14 protein-coding genes, 1 tRNA gene, 1 pseudogene and 1 riboswitch are annotated in these 16,200 nt (G+C 71.9%); of the genes and pseudogenes, 8 read left to right on the top strand and 8 right to left on the bottom strand.

Annotation, left to right across the window (positions count from 1 at the left end; genetic code table 11):
* Positions 1 to 45 precede the first annotated feature (45 nt).
* Together ACZ60X_RS17945 and ACZ60X_RS17950 are read right to left on the bottom strand one after the other, a co-directional pair.
* Positions 46 to 1,071 carry a M23 family metallopeptidase gene (locus tag ACZ60X_RS17945; RefSeq protein ID WP_469599293.1) on the bottom strand — a complete coding sequence of 342 codons (1,026 nt, stop codon included), beginning with the start codon at positions 1,069 to 1,071 and terminating at the stop codon, positions 46 to 48.
* A gap of 9 nt (positions 1,072 to 1,080) precedes the next feature.
* Positions 1,081 to 1,225, bottom strand: a riboswitch (cyclic di-AMP (ydaO/yuaA leader).
* Between the two features lie 162 nt (positions 1,226 to 1,387).
* Entirely contained in the window at positions 1,388 to 2,644 is a 1,257-nt protein-coding gene (locus ACZ60X_RS17950) for a PP2C family protein-serine/threonine phosphatase (protein ID WP_469599295.1), read from the bottom strand.
* Positions 2,645 to 2,800: 156 nt separating this feature from the next.
* Between ACZ60X_RS17950 and ACZ60X_RS17955 the strand changes: the two genes are divergently transcribed.
* A tRNA-Met gene (locus ACZ60X_RS17955) sits at positions 2,801 to 2,874 on the top strand.
* Between the two features lie 112 nt (positions 2,875 to 2,986).
* Here ACZ60X_RS17955 and ACZ60X_RS17960 read toward each other — a convergent pair.
* Entirely contained in the window at positions 2,987 to 4,120 is a 1,134-nt protein-coding gene (locus ACZ60X_RS17960; RefSeq protein ID WP_469599297.1) for a dihydrofolate reductase family protein, read from the bottom strand.
* A gap of 69 nt (positions 4,121 to 4,189) precedes the next feature.
* Here ACZ60X_RS17960 and ACZ60X_RS17965 point away from each other — a divergent pair, with 69 nt between their 5' ends.
* Together ACZ60X_RS17965 and ACZ60X_RS17970 are read left to right on the top strand one after the other, a co-directional pair.
* Positions 4,190 to 4,723 carry a MarR family winged helix-turn-helix transcriptional regulator gene (locus tag ACZ60X_RS17965; protein WP_469599300.1) on the top strand — a complete coding sequence of 178 codons (534 nt, stop codon included), beginning with the start codon at positions 4,190 to 4,192 and terminating at the stop codon, positions 4,721 to 4,723.
* Between the two features lie 166 nt (positions 4,724 to 4,889).
* Positions 4,890 to 5,567: a GTP cyclohydrolase II gene (locus ACZ60X_RS17970; RefSeq protein WP_469599302.1), complete on the top strand. Its 678-nt coding sequence runs from the start codon at positions 4,890 to 4,892 to the stop codon at positions 5,565 to 5,567.
* Between the two features lie 1,093 nt (positions 5,568 to 6,660).
* Here the strand turns inward: ACZ60X_RS17970 and ACZ60X_RS17975 are convergent.
* Both ACZ60X_RS17975 and ACZ60X_RS17980 read right to left on the bottom strand, forming a co-directional pair.
* Positions 6,661 to 8,118 carry a DHA2 family efflux MFS transporter permease subunit gene (locus tag ACZ60X_RS17975; protein ID WP_469599304.1) on the bottom strand — a complete coding sequence of 486 codons (1,458 nt, stop codon included), beginning with the start codon at positions 8,116 to 8,118 and terminating at the stop codon, positions 6,661 to 6,663.
* Between the two features lie 14 nt (positions 8,119 to 8,132).
* Positions 8,133 to 8,750 (bottom strand): NADPH-dependent FMN reductase, encoded by a 618-nt coding sequence (locus ACZ60X_RS17980; RefSeq protein WP_469599306.1) that lies wholly within the window; start codon positions 8,748 to 8,750, stop codon positions 8,133 to 8,135.
* 150 nt (positions 8,751 to 8,900) lie between these two features.
* Between ACZ60X_RS17980 and ACZ60X_RS17985 the strand changes: the two genes are divergently transcribed.
* From ACZ60X_RS17985 to ACZ60X_RS17995, 3 genes are all read left to right on the top strand, one after another.
* Positions 8,901 to 9,599 carry a TetR/AcrR family transcriptional regulator gene (locus tag ACZ60X_RS17985; RefSeq protein ID WP_469599308.1) on the top strand — a complete coding sequence of 233 codons (699 nt, stop codon included), beginning with the start codon at positions 8,901 to 8,903 and terminating at the stop codon, positions 9,597 to 9,599.
* A 164-nt stretch (positions 9,600 to 9,763) separates the two neighbouring features.
* Complete coding sequence (locus tag ACZ60X_RS17990) at positions 9,764 to 9,937, top strand: hypothetical protein (RefSeq protein WP_469599310.1); 174 nt, start codon at positions 9,764 to 9,766, stop codon at positions 9,935 to 9,937.
* A 10-nt stretch (positions 9,938 to 9,947) separates the two neighbouring features.
* Positions 9,948 to 10,601 (top strand): DUF2637 domain-containing protein, encoded by a 654-nt coding sequence (locus tag ACZ60X_RS17995; RefSeq protein ID WP_469599312.1) that lies wholly within the window; start codon positions 9,948 to 9,950, stop codon positions 10,599 to 10,601.
* A 47-nt stretch (positions 10,602 to 10,648) separates the two neighbouring features.
* Here the strand turns inward: ACZ60X_RS17995 and ACZ60X_RS18000 are convergent.
* The 3 genes and pseudogenes from ACZ60X_RS18000 to ACZ60X_RS18010 all read right to left on the bottom strand — a co-directional run bounded on the left by ACZ60X_RS18000 (position 10,649) and on the right by ACZ60X_RS18010 (position 14,226).
* A pseudogene (locus ACZ60X_RS18000) lies at positions 10,649 to 11,789 on the bottom strand (PP2C family protein-serine/threonine phosphatase).
* 764 nt (positions 11,790 to 12,553) lie between these two features.
* Positions 12,554 to 13,975: a cysteine--tRNA ligase gene (gene cysS, locus ACZ60X_RS18005; RefSeq protein WP_469599314.1), complete on the bottom strand. Its 1,422-nt coding sequence runs from the start codon at positions 13,973 to 13,975 to the stop codon at positions 12,554 to 12,556.
* 95 nt (positions 13,976 to 14,070) lie between these two features.
* On the bottom strand, positions 14,071 to 14,226 hold the full coding sequence (locus ACZ60X_RS18010; protein WP_469599316.1) for a gallidermin/nisin family lantibiotic: 156 nt from the start codon (positions 14,224 to 14,226) through the stop codon (positions 14,071 to 14,073).
* A 337-nt stretch (positions 14,227 to 14,563) separates the two neighbouring features.
* On the opposite strand from ACZ60X_RS18010, the gene ACZ60X_RS18015 reads away from it, so the two are divergent.
* Both ACZ60X_RS18015 and ACZ60X_RS18020 read left to right on the top strand, forming a co-directional pair.
* Positions 14,564 to 15,202 carry a hypothetical protein gene (locus tag ACZ60X_RS18015; RefSeq protein ID WP_469599318.1) on the top strand — a complete coding sequence of 213 codons (639 nt, stop codon included), beginning with the start codon at positions 14,564 to 14,566 and terminating at the stop codon, positions 15,200 to 15,202.
* Positions 15,202 to 16,188: an LLM class flavin-dependent oxidoreductase gene (locus ACZ60X_RS18020; RefSeq protein ID WP_469599320.1), complete on the top strand. Its 987-nt coding sequence runs from the start codon at positions 15,202 to 15,204 to the stop codon at positions 16,186 to 16,188. Before ACZ60X_RS18015 ends, ACZ60X_RS18020 begins: the two co-directional genes overlap by 1 nt.
* Positions 16,189 to 16,200 lie beyond the last annotated feature (12 nt).

Raw genomic sequence — 16,200 nt, forward strand, 5'->3', positions numbered from 1 at the left:
GATGATCGCATTCCGCCGCCGGTGTGAATTTCCGCGCCGGACCGGTCAGGGGTTGAGGCCCTTGTCCCGCAGCCACGCCGCCGGGTCGATGCCGGTGGGCTGGCCGCCCGGGTGGACCTCCAGGTGCAGGTGCGGGCCGGTGACGTTGCCGGTGGCGCCGATGCGGCCGATGACGTCGCCGGTGGAGACCTTCTGGCCGACCGAGACGTTGATCGAGGACTGGTGGCAGAACCACAGCTCGGTGCCGTCGTCCAGCGTCAGGACGGTGCGGTAGCCGTAGGCGCCGGCCCAGCCCGCCTCGGTGATCGTGCCACCGTGGACGGCCTTGATCAGGGTGCCGGTGGGGGCGGCGAAGTCGAGGCCGGTGTGGTAGCCGGAGGACCACATCGCGCCGGGCTGACCGAAGGTGCCGGTGATCGTGTACGACACGACGGGCAACTGGTACTGCTTGGCCAGCTCGGCCAGCCGCGCGGTCTCGGCGGCCTTCTCGGCGTCGGCCTGCGCCTTGTCCTTGGCGGCCGCCGCCTTGGCGGCGGCGTCCTTCTCGGCCTTGGCGGCGGCGTCGGCGGTCTGCTTCTCGGCGGCGGCGAGCGCGGCGGCGGTGGCCTTGCTGTCGGCCCTGCTCTGCTGGTGCTCGGCCTGGGCCATGATCCGGTTGCGCAGGGCCTCCCCCGCGTCGCCGGCCTTGCCGCTGTCGGTGGTCGCGCCGACGTCGGAGAGCCCGGTGGCGGTGGTCTTCGACGCCTCCGAGGAGCCGCCGCCGTCGAAGAGGTGGCTCACGGAGTCTGGCAGGGAGATGGAGACCGGGGGCTTGCCGGTGTGGGCACTGGCCATGCCGCCCGCGCCGACGGCGGCCATGACGCCGACGCCGAGGACGGTGGAGCTGCGGGCGAAGCCGCCGCGCTGCTTGGCGACACGGTGCCGGCCACGGACCCGGTCGACGGAGTCCTCGGTGGGGTTCCACTCCTCCCAGGGGCCCTCTTCGGCGCGGTAGGAGCCGTAGGCGAAGGCCTCGGGCTCGGCGGACGCCGGTATGTACGGGGCTTCTGGGGCAGGCCGGTTGGACGCCACGCGGGCGTACTCCTTTCCTTCCGTCGCCTACCGGGTTAGCTGACGGGTTCGGAGCAGGAAGGTCTCCTACGCGCGTATACCGGGCGGTATCCGCGTGATTCACCCCAAGGTGGTGGTTCCCCGGTTCCCTTGCGGGATTCGGCGCGTGCGCACGGAGCCGCCTCTTGTGGCGGCTGGGACGACCGCGCTGCGTTATCGAACGTTAATAGACTTGCGAGTCACTTTCCAAGCCGTTGGGCTTGATCGTTAACGTTCCCGGCCGGGACTTATCATCCACGAACCCTGCAAAACGGATGGGTTGGCGAGGGTTCAGGAGTCACGGCAGTTTTGATGGTGTCTCAGGTGTCATGCGGACGGCGGTCACCCGGTCACCATCCGTGAACCCCGGGAACCCCTGCGGGTGCCGTACGGCGAGCAGCGCCATGTCGTCGGCCATCCCGCCGCCGGAGTGCCGCCGCACCTCCTCGGCGAGCGCGTCGACCAGGTCCGCCGGGTCGCGGAAGAGGCGCCCCGCGAGCCGCCGTTCGGGGTCGAAGAACCGGCCGTGGCGGTTGCGGGCCTCGGACAGCCCGTCGGTGTACAGCAGCAGGGTGGAGCCGTCCGGGAAGGGTGCCTCGATGGCCCGGTCCGGCCACATCCCCAGGTCGCTCATGCCGAGCGGCAGCGCGGCCTCGGCGGCCGCCAGGGTGTGCGGCGCGCCGTCGGCGGACAGCAGCAGCGGGGGCGGATGACCCCGGTTGACGATGCGTACGAGCCCGTCGCCGTGCGGGAGTTCGGCGAGGACGGCGGTGGTGAAGCCCTCGAAGGCGTCGATGCCGTCGCGCCGGGTGCCCTCGCGGGCCAGTGCGCGCTCCAGCCGCTGGGCCACCGCCTCCAGCGTGTCCTCCTGCTCGGCGGCCTCCCGGAACGCGCCGATCACCACGGCGACGGCGGCCACCGCGCCCATGCCCTTGCCGCGCACGTCCCCGACGATCAGCCGGACGCCGTGCGGGCTGTCCTGCACCGCGTACAGGTCGCCGCCGATGAACGCGTCCTGCCGGGCCGCCTCGTAACGGGCGGCGATCTCGAAGCCGCCGATCCGCGCGGCGGGCTCCGGCAGTACGGCCCGCTGGGCGGCCTCGGCGATCTCCCGGGCGGAGGCCAGCCGCCGGTCGCCGATCCGCACCACCCGGTTGATCGCCACCGCCAGCAGGGCGACGCTGGTCACGGTGACGACGTCCGTGACGACGCCGACGGCCGGGTGCTCGCCGCCCTGGGCCCGCACCGCGAACATCGCGGCGACGGCCGCGACGCCGGTCAGCACGGTGGTGCGCAGCGCGGACAGGGGCGCGGCGATCAGCGGGGCGGCGGTGAAGAACGGAACGGCGGTGAACTCCCTCGGCGTGAGCAGGCCGTACAGCACCCCGCCGGCGATCAGCAGCGCGGGCAGGGCGCGGGCCGGCCGGCGGAGGGGGAAGCGGTGCGGGCGCGGGGGCGCCGGCTCGTCGCCGAGCCCCGGGTCGGGCACGGGGTCGCCGGGAAGCCTGCCCCCCGCCCTGGCATACGGGCTCTCCTCCACCTCTCCAGGGCCCACCGCGCGTCTCCCACGTGTCCGACGTACGACCAGCCTGACGGCCCGCGGCCCGCCGGGCGACCTCGGTGGGCCGAGCGGATGACGGGCTCCGGGGGCGTCTTGATCAGCCGATGTGCAAAGTGCCGCGCGGATGGCGTACAGTAGTGAACACAACGACGCGGGGTGGAGCAGCTCGGTAGCTCGCTGGGCTCATAACCCAGAGGTCGCAGGTTCAAATCCTGTCCCCGCTACTGAAGACTCAGGGCCCGGAATCCATCGGATTCCGGGCCCTGAGTGCTGTCGGGGCTCTTTCGGGTGCGGCGGGGGCGCCCCGGGCAGCGGCGGGGGCGCCCGTGGGGTGACTTACGCCACCAGATGCCTGTTCGGCGCCTTGGCCCGCTCCTCGTACTCCCCCAGTACGACGACCTCGGCTCCCCCCTTGGCCAGCACGCCGGTCCCGTCGGCCGCCGCCACGAACGTGTCCGGTTCGCGCCACGCGGTGACCACCCGCCGCACCCCCGCCCGAAGGATCAGCTCGGAGCACGGCGCCGGCCGCGACGCGCGCCGGGCGCACGGCTCCAGGCTGCTGTAGACCGTGGCCCCGGGCAGCCGCGGCTCGGCCGGGTCGATCTTCGCCAGCGCGGCCTCCTCCGCGTGGACCACCGGGTCGTCGCCCTCGCGGGAGTGGCCGCGGGCCAGCTCCGTGCCGTCGGCCGCGACCACCACCGCGCCGACGCTGAACGCCGTCTCGGAGGGCGGGCACAGCGCGGCGAGGTCGCAGGCGGTGCGCAGCCAGTGGCGGTCGGCGGCGGTGGGCGCGGGTCCGGTGCCGGGGGCGGTGGGCTCGTAGCGCATGAGGACCACGTCCTCGATCCGGCGGGTCTCGGTCAGGCGCAGCCGGCCCGCCTGGTACGCACCGGGGCCGAACAGGCGCGGGGCCGCCGGGTCGCCGACGAGGAGCGGGGCGAGGACCAGCTGGAGCTCGTCGGCGAGGCCCTGCTGGAGCAGCTGGGTGTGGACCGTGCCGCCGCCCTCCACCATCAGGCGCCGCACACCGCGCACGGCGTGCAGGTGCTCCAGCAGGGCCCGCCAGTCGAGGCCGGGGCCGAGCGGTACGACGTCGGCGGTGCCGCCGAGGAGGCGGCCGGCGCGCTCGGCGCCTGCGTCGGTGGTGTAGACGACCTTCTCGCCGCCGGTGTGCCAGAAGTGGGCGGCCGGATCGAGGTCGCCGGAGGCGGTGACGGTCACCTTCAGGGGGTAGGCGGGCTTGCCCTCGCTCACCCGGGCGGCACGGCGCTCGGCGGAGTTGACCAGCAGGCGCGGGTTGTCCGCGCGGATCGTGCCGGCGCCGACGAGGATGGCGTCGGACGCGGCCCGTACCGCGTCGACCCGGTCGAAGTCGGCCGGGCTGGACAGCAGCAGGCGCTCGGGGCCGGTGTCGTCCAGGTAGCCGTCGAGGGAGACGGCGGCGGACAGCAGCACGTACGGGTACGACATCGGCGTGTTCTCCCTGAGACGGTGAGCTGCATTGTTGGTTCAAGTTTGAAACAAACTTACACTGACTGTATGACGACCCGCTGGCTCAGCCCCGAGGAGCAGCGCGCCTGGCGCGCGTACATGGCCGCGACCCACCTCCTGGAGGACGTGCTCGACCGGCAGCTCCAGCAGGACGCCGGTATGCCCCACCTGTTCTACTCGGTCCTGGCGAACCTCTCCGACGCCCCGGACCGGCGCCTGCGCATGACCGATCTCGCCGAGTCGCTGAAGATCACGCGCAGCAGGCTGACGTACGCCGTGACCCGGCTGGAACGGGACGGTCTGGTGCGCCGGGAGAACTGCCGGTGGGACAAGCGCAGCAGTCTCGCCGTACTGACGGACGAGGGCATGGCCGTGCTGGAGCGGACGGCGCCGGGTCATGTCGAGACCGTGCGCGCCACCCTCTTCGACCGGCTGACGCCCGAGCAGGTGGGACAGCTGGAGGAGATCTTCACGGGGGTCGTACGGGGACTTCAGGGGGAGGACGCCGAGGCCGGGGCGGGGGCGGGGGACGTGCCGTGGCGCCGGCGTTCGTCCTGCCCGTCCTCGGCACCGCCCTCGTGACCGCGGCCACCCTCGCCCCCTCCCCGTCGTCGCTGTGGTCGCCCCCCGCCGCCCATGCCCTCACGAGTCGGACCGGAAACCAATTGCTTTAACTTTTAAGCATGGGGTAGGGTCCCTCACGTACCGCTGCTTCAAATCTGAAGCAACTGTCTCCGGAGGGACCCGCATGCCCGACACCCCCGCCGCCACGCCGCGCGCCCGCGTCCGGGTACCGCTGCGCTTCCACGACGGCTACGGCGTGGACGCCGAACTCGTCACCTTCCACGGCCTCGCCGACGGCCAGGAGCATGTCGCCGTCGTCCTCGGCGACCCCGCCCCGGGCTCGGTCCCGCTGGTGCGGCTGCACTCCGAGTGCCTCACCGGCGACGTCTTCGGCTCGGCCCGCTGCGACTGCGGTCCCCAGCTGCGCGAGGCCGTGGAGCGCATCGCCGTGCGCGGCGGTGTCCTGCTCTACCTGCGCCAGGAGGGCCGCGGCATCGGCCTCTACAACAAGCTCGACGCCTACGCCCTCCAGGACCAGGGCCTCGACACGTACGAGGCGAACGCCGCGCTCGGCCTGCCGGAGGACGCCCGCGACTACACCGCCGCCGCGCAGATGCTCGCCGCCCTCGGCATCGGCAAGCTGGACCTGCTGTCCAACAACCCCGACAAGGCCGAGCAGTTGCGGGCGCTCGGAGCCGTCGTACGGGACCGGGTCCCGACCGGCGTCTTCACCACCGCCCACAACGTCCGCTACCTGCGCGCCAAGGTCCTCCAGACCCAGCACACGCTGCCCCTGGCCGAACTGACGGACCAACCGGAACTCGCCGGCCTCACGGACCTCCGCGAGCGCACAGCGGGCTGAGGCGGCGTTGGGTGGATGGGCGGTGGGGAGTGGGGGGTGGGGGGTGGGAGGGCGTCTCCCGGATCGACGTGGCGGGTGAGCGCGAGTGTCCGGGCCGGGGGCGGAGGTTGAGCGTGTTGCCGGTCCGGGGGCGGGGAGCGAGCCCGTTACCCGGCGGGGGCGGGGATCGAGCGGGTGTTGCCGGACCGGAGGCGGCGAGTGAGCGCGGAGCCGGACCGAGGGCGAGGAGCGAGCGCGTGTCGCCGGACCGAGCGCGAGGGACGAGCGCGTTGCCGGGCCGATGTACGGGCGGGGAGAGCCCCTTGTCCGCGCCAAGGGACCGGGAGCGCGGGTTACAGGCCGAGGGCAGGGAACGAGCACCTGGTACCCGGATCGATGTACAAGCGGGGAGCGCCCCTTGCCCGCGCCGAGAGGCCGGGCGCGAGCGCCTGTTGCAGGGTCGAGGGTGGGGCGAGACGGCCTTGTCCCGACCGACGGCAGGCAGGGCGGGCCTCGGCGGAGCCGCCCTGGGCCGAGGCGGACTTCCCACGGAGCCACCCCGCCCCAGGCGGGCTCCCCGCTGAACCGACCCTGGGCTGAAGCGGGATCTCCGCCGAGCCACTCCTGCCCCGAGGCAGGCTCCCCACGGAGCCACCCCGCCCCCAGGCGGGCTCCCCGCTGAACCGACCTGGGCTGAAGCGGGATCTCCGCCGAGCCACTCCTGCCCCGAGGCAGGCTCCCCACGGAGCCACCCCTGCCCCGAGGCAGACTCCGCGCTGAACCCCCCTGCCCCGAGGCAGACTCCGCGCTGAACCCCCCTCGCCCAAGGCGGACTCCCCGCTGAGCCGACCCTGGGCTGGGTGGGGCCGGAGGAGGCGGCGGTGAGCGGGGGCGCGGGATCCGGAGGAGGCGGCGGGGTGAGATGACGTGGCCCGAGCCCCGCGCGGGGGCGGTGCGGGGCGCAGGCCGGGTGACCGCGTCAAGCAGGCCTCGGTCGTCCGATCGCACGAGCTGGGCCGCCGCAGCCGGCCCGCCCCAGGAGGTGAGCCTGCCGCAGTCGGGCCCACGGCAGGCTGAACGGGCCCCGGCGGAGCCGACGGCGGCGGGGCAGGGGTCACGTGGAGCGGTGGCGCCCGGGGAGGCGTAGGGCGGGGAGGGCGGAGAGGGCCAGCAGGGTCGCCGCCACCGCGTAGGCGATGCGGAAGCCGGCCGGGTGCTGGCCCGCAGCGCCCAGGACCACCGAGAGCACCGCCGTACCCACCGACGCCCCGAGCTGGGAGTTGATGCTGAGCGCGGTGCTCGCCGCGGGCATCCGGTCCACGGGCAGGTCCCGGCTCGCGGTCGTCATCGCCGGCATCAGGACCATGCCGACACCGGCGCCCAGCACCATGGCCGAGACGACGAACCGCCAGGCTGCGACCCCGGGCGCGCCCGTCTGCCAGGCGAGCAGCGCCATTCCGAGGGCGGCCAGCGCGATGCCGGCCGTGACCAGCCGGCGCGGCGGCACCCTGTCGACCCACCGCGCCGCGACCTGCATCGCCGTACCGACGACGAGCCCGGTCGGAGCGCCCAGCAGGCCGGCCGCCGTCGCGCTCAGGCCCCGCTGCTGCTGCCAGTACAGCGGGCCGAGCAGCATCGCGCCGAAGTAGCCGCAGGTGAACAGGGCGAGGGTGGCGACGCCGGCGGCGAACGTACGGTCCCGCAGGAGCCGTAGATCCAGAAGTGGCTCGGGCACGGTCAGCGCCCGGCGGACGAAGGCGACCACCAGTGCGACGCCCGCGAGCGTCGGCACGAGGGCGCCGGGAGCCGCGAAGTCGCCGCGCTCGCCGCCCCGGGCCAGGCCGTAGAGCAGCAGGGCGAGCCCGGGCGAGAGCATCAGCAGACCGGGGACGTCCAGGCGGGCGCGGCCGCCGCGGCCGCCATCGGCCGCACCGGCGAGCGTGACCGGTGTGGTCGGCCCGTCGTGGGGCAGCAGCCGTAGCGCCAGCGCCAGGGCGAGCAGGCCCACCGGCAGGTTCACCAGGAAGATCCAGTGCCAGGACGCGGCGTCGACCAGCCAGCCGCCGAGCACCGGGCCGACGACCGGGCCCACCAGGATGGGCAGCCCGCCCACGGCCATCGCACGGCCGAGCCGGCGCCGGTCCGCGACCCGCATCACCATCGTCATCCCGACCGGCTGGAGCAGCCCGCCGCCCAGGCCCTGCACCACGCGGAAGGCGATGAGGCTGCCCGCGTCCCAGGCGCAGGCGGCGAGCAGGGAGCCGAGCGTGAACAGGACGAGTGCGGTGGCGTACGTACGCCGGGCGCCGATCCGGGCCATCGCCCAGGCGGCGACCGGGATGACCGCGGCGAGCGCGAGCGTGTACGCCGTAGCCGTCCACTGGATGGTCTGCAGCGGGGCGCCGAAGGACTCCGCGAGGGAACGCATCGCGACGTTCACGATCGTCATGTCGAGCACGGCCATCACCGAGCCGGTGACGGTGACGGCGAGCGTGCGCCGCAGGACGGCGGCCGGCTCCGGCATCGGACGGCGGCGCACCGGCGCCGCGACGGACTGGGTACCGCTGCTCACGTCCGTCCCCTCCCTCAGCCCGCGTAGGGGCGCTCGGCACGCGCTGCCCGCAACGCCCGTCCCCACCAGTCGAGTTGGCCGAGCATGCCCTTGGCGGCGCCCGCGCAGACGTCGGCGTCCCGAGGGATGCCGCCCTCGGCGAGGCCGGACCAGGGCCCGTGCAGGCTGACCGAGTCGCGCACGGTCATGGCGTGCAGCTCGGCGAAGACCAGCCGGAGTTGCTCCACCGCGCGCAGACCGCCGCCGAGACCGCCGTACGACACGAAGCCGACCGGCTTGGCCTGCCACTGGGTGTAGTGCCAGTCGATGAAGTTCTTCAGGGACGCCGGGAAGCTGTGGTTGTACTCGGGCGTGACGACGACGAACGCGTCGGCGGCCGCGAGGCGCGGGGAGACCTCGCGCAGCACGGCGGCCGCCCCGGGGTCGGCCTTGCCGCCCCAGCCGGGCAGGACGAGCGGCAGGTCCACCTCGGCCAGGTCGATGACGTCCAGGTCCAGGCCGGGGTCGGTGGCGGCGGTGCCGAGGAACCAGTCGGCCACGGCCCGGCCCTGCCGCCCCTCCCGGACGCTTCCGACGACGACGGCGACCCGCAGCGGTGCCTCGCCGGTGGATTCCTTGCTGGTGACGGACACAGGTGTCCCCCTTCTCGCGTTCTCGCGTACTCGCGGGGGCCGGCCGCCGGTCGCGGGGATCCCCCGCAGAGCAAATTACAACGCCCGTTGTAGAAATTACAACGCCCGTTGTAAGTCCGCTAGAGTGACTGGTCACAAAAGGAGGCGGGTGTGAGCGAAACGAACAGGTCCCGACTGGAACGGGCACGGCGCGAGGTCTCACCGCGCAAGCTGGAGAAGCAGATCGCCATCGCGAGCGCGTCCTGCACCGTCTTCGGCCGCGAGGGCTACGCGCGCGCCTCGGTGGACGCGCTCGCCGCCGAGGCCGGCGTCTCCACCCGGACGCTCTACAACCACTTCCCCGGCGGCAAGGCACAGCTCTTCCAGACCGTGGTGACCTGGACGTCCGGCGAGGTCCGCGACGCCCAGCTGACGAAGCTCCGCGAGGCTCTGGACCCGCGGCGCCCCCCGCGTCCCGAGGAGCTGGAGCGCGACCTGGTCGGCCTGGCCCGCGCGTTCGTCGGCCTCATGACCGAGCACCCGGACCACTTCGCCCTCGTCCGGCACATCCACGCCGAGGCCGACCACGTACCCCCGGAGGTGCTCACCGCCTGGCACGAGGAGGGCCCGGCACCGGTCGGCCGGGCCGTCGCCGAGTCGATGACCCACCTCGACCGCGCCGGCCTGCTCGACGTGCACGGCGACCCGGACATGGCCGCCGCCCACTTCCTGGCCCTGACCACGCACACGATCACCCAGTTCAGCCACTACGGCGTCCTGCCCCTGCCGCCGGCCGACACGGACCGCCTGATCAGGGGCGGGGTCGCGGCGTTCCTACGGTCCTACGGACGGCCCACCCCCACGGAATAGTCCACTCCCGCTATATTCACGGAATGCAATTTCCTGCTCACCCACATTTTCCCCGGCCGGTTCATTGCTTCATTGCTTGATACGACCCGCCGGGCACACTTTCGAGCTACAGAAATACCCGAATGCCCGACACCCGCGCAGCGCAAGGGGCTCGTTAGGCGGTCGTGACACGCATCGAAAGGCACGCAGCCGGAAACCTTCACGGGATCATCACATTCCAGCTGGACGCCGGCGAAGGCGAGGGGTTCATCCACAGCTGTTCAGATCTTCTTGATGATTTTCTGAGAAGAATCAGCCAGCTGGAGAACGAGTACCTGCGGGCGATGGTGGGGCTGTAGGACTTATCCGATGGACAGTATTCACAATGAAGACATCTTCACCGACACCGAGTTCAGCACGATCGAGATGCAGTGGGACCCGGTCGAAGAGCTGGCTCAGATACTGTCCGGCGCGGCCGCCGCGACGGCCGACCCGGCGCCGCCGTCCGGCCGGTCCAGCCATCGCAAGAACCGGCGGCGGGTCCATGCGGAAGCCCGCTGGATGCGGGAGAACCAGCGGGGCGTCCCCGTCACGATCCTGATCGCGACGATTTCGGTGTGCGCGGTGTGCATGTTGGGCTGGTCTTTTTCCTATTCCTATGCTCAGCTCCGCGCCACGGCGTCCTCGGTATTGCCGATGCGTCTGGCACAGTGGTGGCCGTTGACAGTGTACGGACCGTGGCTGGTCGCGGCACTTTCCATTCTGCGAGCCACCGTGCAGAACCGGAGCGCGCGGCGATCCTGGTGCGTTCTGCTCGGCGCCTCCGCCATGGCGGTCGCCCTGTGCGTCAGCCATTCGTCCCATTCACTGCTCTCACTGGTCATCTTCGGGATTCCGCCGATCACCGCACTGGTGTGTTTCTGGGAGATCGTCGGCCAGGTCTCGTCCAAGGTGACCAGACCCCGGCACGCCGCCCACGACCGGCGCAACGTCAAACCGCAGGGACCGTACGACGTCCTGTGAGCAGCCTGTGAGCAGCCGTCCCCTGCCGGGGCCGGCCCCGTGCCGGTCTAACGGTGACGGTGCCGGTGGGGGTGGCCGTCCCCGGCGCCGGGCGCGCGGCACAGCGCGATGACCGCCGCGTCGTCGTCGAGGCGGCCGCCGGCGTGCGCGAGGAGGTCGCGGCGCAGCGCGTGCACCAGCGTCTCGGGAGTCCTGCCGACCCAGTGGGCGGCCCGCTCGGCGAGCGGATAGAAGGTTCCGGAGGCGTCCCGGGCCTCGATGACGCCGTCGGTGTGGAGCAGGAGTGTGTCGCCGGGTTCGAAGGAGAACACGTCGACGGTGTACGTGGTCGGCCCCAGGCCGCCGAGCCCCAGCAGGGGCGCCGGGTGCAGGGGGACGGTGACCGCGCTGTCCGGGCCGAGCAGCAGCGGTGGCGGGTGGCCGCAGCTGATGAGCCGCGTGACGCCGTCGTCGTCGGGTACCTCCACCAGCAGCGCGGTGGCGAACTGCTCGCCGGTCTCGCCGGCGGGGGCCAGCTGGGCCAGGTTCCGGCTCACGCTCTGTTCCAGTGCTGCGGCCAGTCCGGGCAGGCCGGCGTGCTGGTGGGCGGCCTCCCGGAAGGCCCCGATGAGCACGGCGGCCTCGCCGATGGCCGGCAGCCCCTTGCCGCGCACGTCCCCGATCAGGACCCTGGCGCCGCCGTCCGTGGCGGCGGCCGCGTACAGGTCACCGCCGATCTGCGCCTCGTCCTCGGCCGCCAGATACAGCACGACGACCCGCACGCACCCCAGCTGCTCGGGCAGCGGCCACAGCAGCACGTGCTGGGTGGCCTCGGCGACCGTACGCACCCGGGCCAGCTGACGACGGTGCCGCGCACGCACCACGCAGAAGGCCACGACCAGGGCCGACAGCACCGCCAGGGCGAGGATCTGCACCAGCACGTTGCGCGAGAGCAGCACGCCGAAGTGCCAGCCGATGTACGCCTGCGCCGCCATGGCCCAGCAGCCCGACCAGCGCGGTCAGCCGGGGACCGGCGAAATAGGCGGTGATGGCGGGGGCGAGGACCAGCAGCGGGCCGAGGTGGACGTCCTGCGGGACGAGTTGGTCCACCACCGTGATCACCACGATGAGCGCGACCGGCACCGTCAGCAGCGCGTACCTCGCCCCCCACGGCCACCGCACGCCGGGCCGCTCCTGCCGGAGATCCATGTATCCACTGCACCGTGCCGACGGCCCTGACGAGCCGGCACCGTTCCCGGCCCCCCTCGGCAGCCCAGGGCGCCGGTCTGGCGTGTGGCCTTTCTCCTCGCGCCGGCCAGGGATGTCCGGCGCCAAGGAGCAGACCGCCGCCGAGCGCGCCCGCTGGTCCGTGCCAGGTGCGAGCCGCCCCTGTTGATTCGACACCAGACCGTCGCGGACGACGCCCTCGACTGGCCCCCGCGGGTACGACGACCCGTCAGCCACTGGCCGCGCCCACGCACACGCTCGAAAACGACTCGGCGCCCGGGCCGGCCGAAGCCGACCCGGGCGCCGCGTAACAGGCCAGGGGCCATATCCCCCGCCTACCAGCCGTAGGCCCTGTGGGACTCGAACCCACAACCAATGGATTAAAAGTCCTGGCCAAGGCATGACGGCAGGTTCCGGACGCTGCTCCGGGGTCCAGAACCACCAGGTCAGGGCATGTGCGCTGTGATACGCGGTGCGGATCGTGGCGGCTCGTGCCGCACCATCCGCTCACGCATCGCTCACGCGCGGGGCAGCGACCAGCACGGCGGTACATCGGCGGGAATCACTGACGTGACCCTGTGCCGCGCGGGCGCGGTCACGGTCCTACGGAACTGAACAGCGACGAACGCCCGCACGACGCACGATGTACACAACGGCCGTTGTGGTGAGTGCGCCGGGGCCGCAACCGAACGGGGGATTTGGGTTGCGACCCCGGCGCGCGCGGCCTCCGGAAGCGGAGGCGGTCTTCATACCTGGCCGACGTGGGCAGCACCAGGTCCGAGGGTCCAGCGCGGGCCCTGCGGGCTGTCCTCGATGACGAGACCCGACTGGTTGAGCTGGTCGCGGATGGCGTCGGCCGTCGCCCAGTCCTTGCGGGCACGGGCGGACTCGCGCTGGTCGAGGACCAGGCGGACGAGGCTGTCGACCACGCCGTTCAGGTCCCCGCTCTGCTCCGACTCCCCCGCCCAGAACTCGTCCAGCGGGTCGAGACCGAGGACGCCGAGCATGGCCCGCACCTCGGCGAGCCGGGCCACGGCGGCCTCCTTGTCGTCGGCGGCCAGCGCGCTGTTTCCCTGCCGGACCGTGGTGTGCACCACCGCCAGGGCCTGCGGCACACCCAGGTCGTCGTCCATCGCCTCGGCGAAGGCGGGCGGGACCTCGGCGGCCGGCTCGACGCTCTCGCCGGTCAGCTCGGTGACCCGCTGCACGAAACCCTCGATCCGGGCGAACGCCGACTCGGCCTCGCGCAGCGACTCCTCGCTGTACTCGATCATCGACCGGTAGTGCGGCGTACCGAGGTAGTAACGCAGCACGATCGGCCGCCAGCGCCTGACCATCTCCGACACCAGCACACTGTTGCCGAGCGACTTGGACATCTTGTCACCGGCCATGGTCACCCAGGCGTTGTGCACCCAGTACCGGGCGAACTCGTCACCGTAGGCCTTGGCCTGGGCGATCTCGTTCTCGTGGTGCGGGAAGATCAGGTCCAGCCCGCCGCCGTGCACGTCGAAGGCGGAGCCCAGGTACTTGTGCGCCATCGCCGAGCACTCCAGGTGCCAGCCCGGCCGGCCCTCCCCCCACGGCGTCGGCCACGTCGGCTCGCCGGGCTTGGCCGCCTTCCACATGGCGAAGTCCCGCGGATCCCGCTTGCCCGTCTCGCCCTCCCCGGACGGCTGCAGCAGATTGTCCAGCTCCTGCCGGGACAGCTCCAGGTACCGCGGGAAGGACCGCACGTCGAAGTAGACGTTGCCGTCGGCCGCGTAGGCGTGCCCGCGCTCGATCAGGCGCCGCATCATCTCGACCATCTCGGTGACGTGGCCGGTGGCACGCGGCTCGTAGGTCGGGGGCAGGCAACCCAGCACCGTGTAGCCCTCGTTGAACGCGCGCTCGTTCTCGTACCCGATCGACCACCACGGCCGGCCCTGCTCACGGGCCTTGGCGATGATCTTGTCGTCGATGTCCGTGACGTTCCGGACGAACGTCACGTCATAGCCGCGGTACGTGAACCAGCGGCGCATGATGTCGAAGTTGAGACCCGAGCGGATGTGCCCGATGTGCGGTGCCGCCTGCACCGTGGCGCCACACAGGTAGATCGAGACACAACCCGGCTTGAGCGGGGTGAAGTCACGGATCTGCCGGGCGCTGGTGTCGTACAGGCGAACAGTCACAGGACTCCGTCCGGGCGGGTGAAGGTGCGGGTGTGGAGCCGGGCGCTCCTGTATGCACAGGAGCGCCCGAAGCGTCTCGCTGGAAGCGGACTTGCTTACTTGGAGATGTGGCAGCCCTGGGTGCACACGCTCGTGGTGCAGCCCGCGGCGGAGACGCAGCCCGGGGTGCACAGCGACCAGCTGGTGATGTGCGGCTGCATCTCGCCGGCCTCGGTGTTCACAACCTTGGCGTCGAGGTCGAAGTCAGACATCTCTTTTCCTTTCGACAGGTACCCATGCCGGGTCGGCGGCGAGCGGTCGGCCCGTTCGCCGAGAACAAGCCTGCCAAGCTCCGTTCACACGCCGATCACACAGATGTCACACGAGAAAAGAGAATTATGTCCGATATAGGACGAAGGTGACGATGCTCGCGTTCGACACTCCCGGCGGCCCACTCCGGAATGTGAGGTGCGCTATACCGGTTGACTACGGAGCTATGTGCGATAGCGTGTAGCAGGCACATAGGGCGCCCGTCGGGGGACGTAGCTGACGCCTACACACAGCCTTTCCTCCGGGCGCTTGTCGTGACTGCATACGGGGGAGTGAGAAATGCGCGATACGGCATTGCCTGACCAAGCGCTGCCGCATTTCGATTTCGACGCACAACTGAGGGTGGCCCTGCCCGTCAGGTCGCAAATCAGCGTCTTAGGACGCTTCGAAGTCGGCGGTCGGCCGGTCACCAGCAGCAAGACGATGGAATTCATCACCGCGCTGGCGGCGGCTGGCGGGGCCATGACCCGCGACGGTCTGCACCACCGCATCTACGAACGGGACGTGTCAACGTCGACGCTGCCCACCCTGGCGTACCGGGCCCGCAAGCTGGGTGTGGCCGTACGCTACGAGGCGCTGGGCCGCCGCTACGTACTGGACCAGCCGGTCACGGTCGACGCATTGACCGTCCTGTCCCTGGTCAAAGCGCGCAGACCGGCCGACGCCCTGCTGCTCTACCAGGGCCCCTGCCTGCCGGACTGCGACAGCCCGTTCGCCGTGTCGCTGCGCCAGACCGTCGAGGACCGACTGGTGAAGGCCGTACTGGACTCGGGCGATCAGGAATTGGTCAGGGCGACCAGCCGGCTAATCGATCACTGGGAACTGGCGGAACCGGCTGCCACCGGGGACGATCCGTTCTCGGCGGTCCTGTCGGACTCCTATCTGCGAAGCATGGGATTGTCCCCGGTGGGTCAGTGATGAAGCTTTCACTGCTCATGCCGATGGTCCCCGCGACGGTCGAGCAGGCGGTGCCGTTCGCCCGCCACGTGGCCCACGACTCCCAGCTCACCCGCCTCTGGCAGGGGCAGAGTTATGGGCTGGAGCCCGCCGCGACCTTCGCCTACTTGGCTGGAGCTGGATACAGGGTCCCGGTGGGAACATCGGTCCTGGTCACACCGTTGCGCCATGCCGCACAAGCGGCGCTGGAGGCACGGACCCTGGCTGCGGTCACCGGCCATCCGGTCGTCGCCGGATACGGGCCGGGCAGCCGGGCGGTGCAACAGGCCCGGCTCGGCGCGGCCTACGACGATCCCGTCACGGCCTGCACGGAGTTCCTGCGCGCCACCCGGCACTGCCTGGCCCAGCCGTGGGACCCACCCCCGGGGAACATCTCGGAACACCGGTACCACCGTGTGGGAGAGGCCCTGACCCCGGTGGCGCACCCCCGCGTCCAACTCGGCCTGGGCGTCCTGCGGCGCCGCATGGCCCTGGCCGCGGGAGAGGTCGCCGACGCGGCAATCACCTGGCTGGCACCCGCCGACTACGTCCGCCGGGTTGTGGCGCCGGCGGTGGCCGAGGGTGCGGACGGCGCGCGCAGGCCCCGCCCCCATGTCATCGCGGCGGTCCCCGTGGCGGTCGCCCGGCGCGGGCGCCAGCCGGAGGGACTGGCCCACCTGGCCGCCGGCGGACACCTCATCCTGCCGCACTACGCGGACATGCTGGCCCGCGCAGGCGTCGACGTGTCGACGACCGATCCCTCCGCCGCCGCTCGAGCCCTGGTGGCCGGCGGGGGATTCCTCTACGGCTCCGCCTCCGACATCGCCGCGGACCTGGCCGCATACGCCGCGGCCGGCGCGGACGAGGTGATCCTCAACCTGACCGGTGTGCAGTCCTGGTACGGCACGGACGAAACGCTTCTGGACCTCAACGAGATTCTGGCCGCAACGGCCTCACTGCATTGGTGACGCATACTTCTC

Source organism: Streptomyces sp. NPDC104106 (genome assembly GCF_055584345.1).

Excerpts from the sequence above, each read along its gene's own strand:
- ACZ60X_RS18010 (WP_469599316.1), bottom strand. The coding sequence starts at position 14,226 with ATGTCTGACTTCGACCTCGACGCCAAGGTTGTGAACACCGAGGCCGGC.
- ACZ60X_RS18020 (WP_469599320.1), top strand. The coding sequence starts at position 15,202 with ATGAAGCTTTCACTGCTCATGCCGATGGTCCCCGCGACGGTCGAGCAG.
- ACZ60X_RS17995 (WP_469599312.1), top strand. The coding sequence starts at position 9,948 with ATGGACAGTATTCACAATGAAGACATCTTCACCGACACCGAGTTCAGC.
- ACZ60X_RS17965 (WP_469599300.1), top strand. The coding sequence starts at position 4,190 with ATGACGACCCGCTGGCTCAGCCCCGAGGAGCAGCGCGCCTGGCGCGCG.
- ACZ60X_RS17970 (WP_469599302.1), top strand. The coding sequence starts at position 4,890 with ATGCCCGACACCCCCGCCGCCACGCCGCGCGCCCGCGTCCGGGTACCG.
- ACZ60X_RS17960 (WP_469599297.1), bottom strand. The coding sequence starts at position 4,120 with ATGTCGTACCCGTACGTGCTGCTGTCCGCCGCCGTCTCCCTCGACGGC.
- ACZ60X_RS18015 (WP_469599318.1), top strand. The coding sequence starts at position 14,564 with ATGCGCGATACGGCATTGCCTGACCAAGCGCTGCCGCATTTCGATTTC.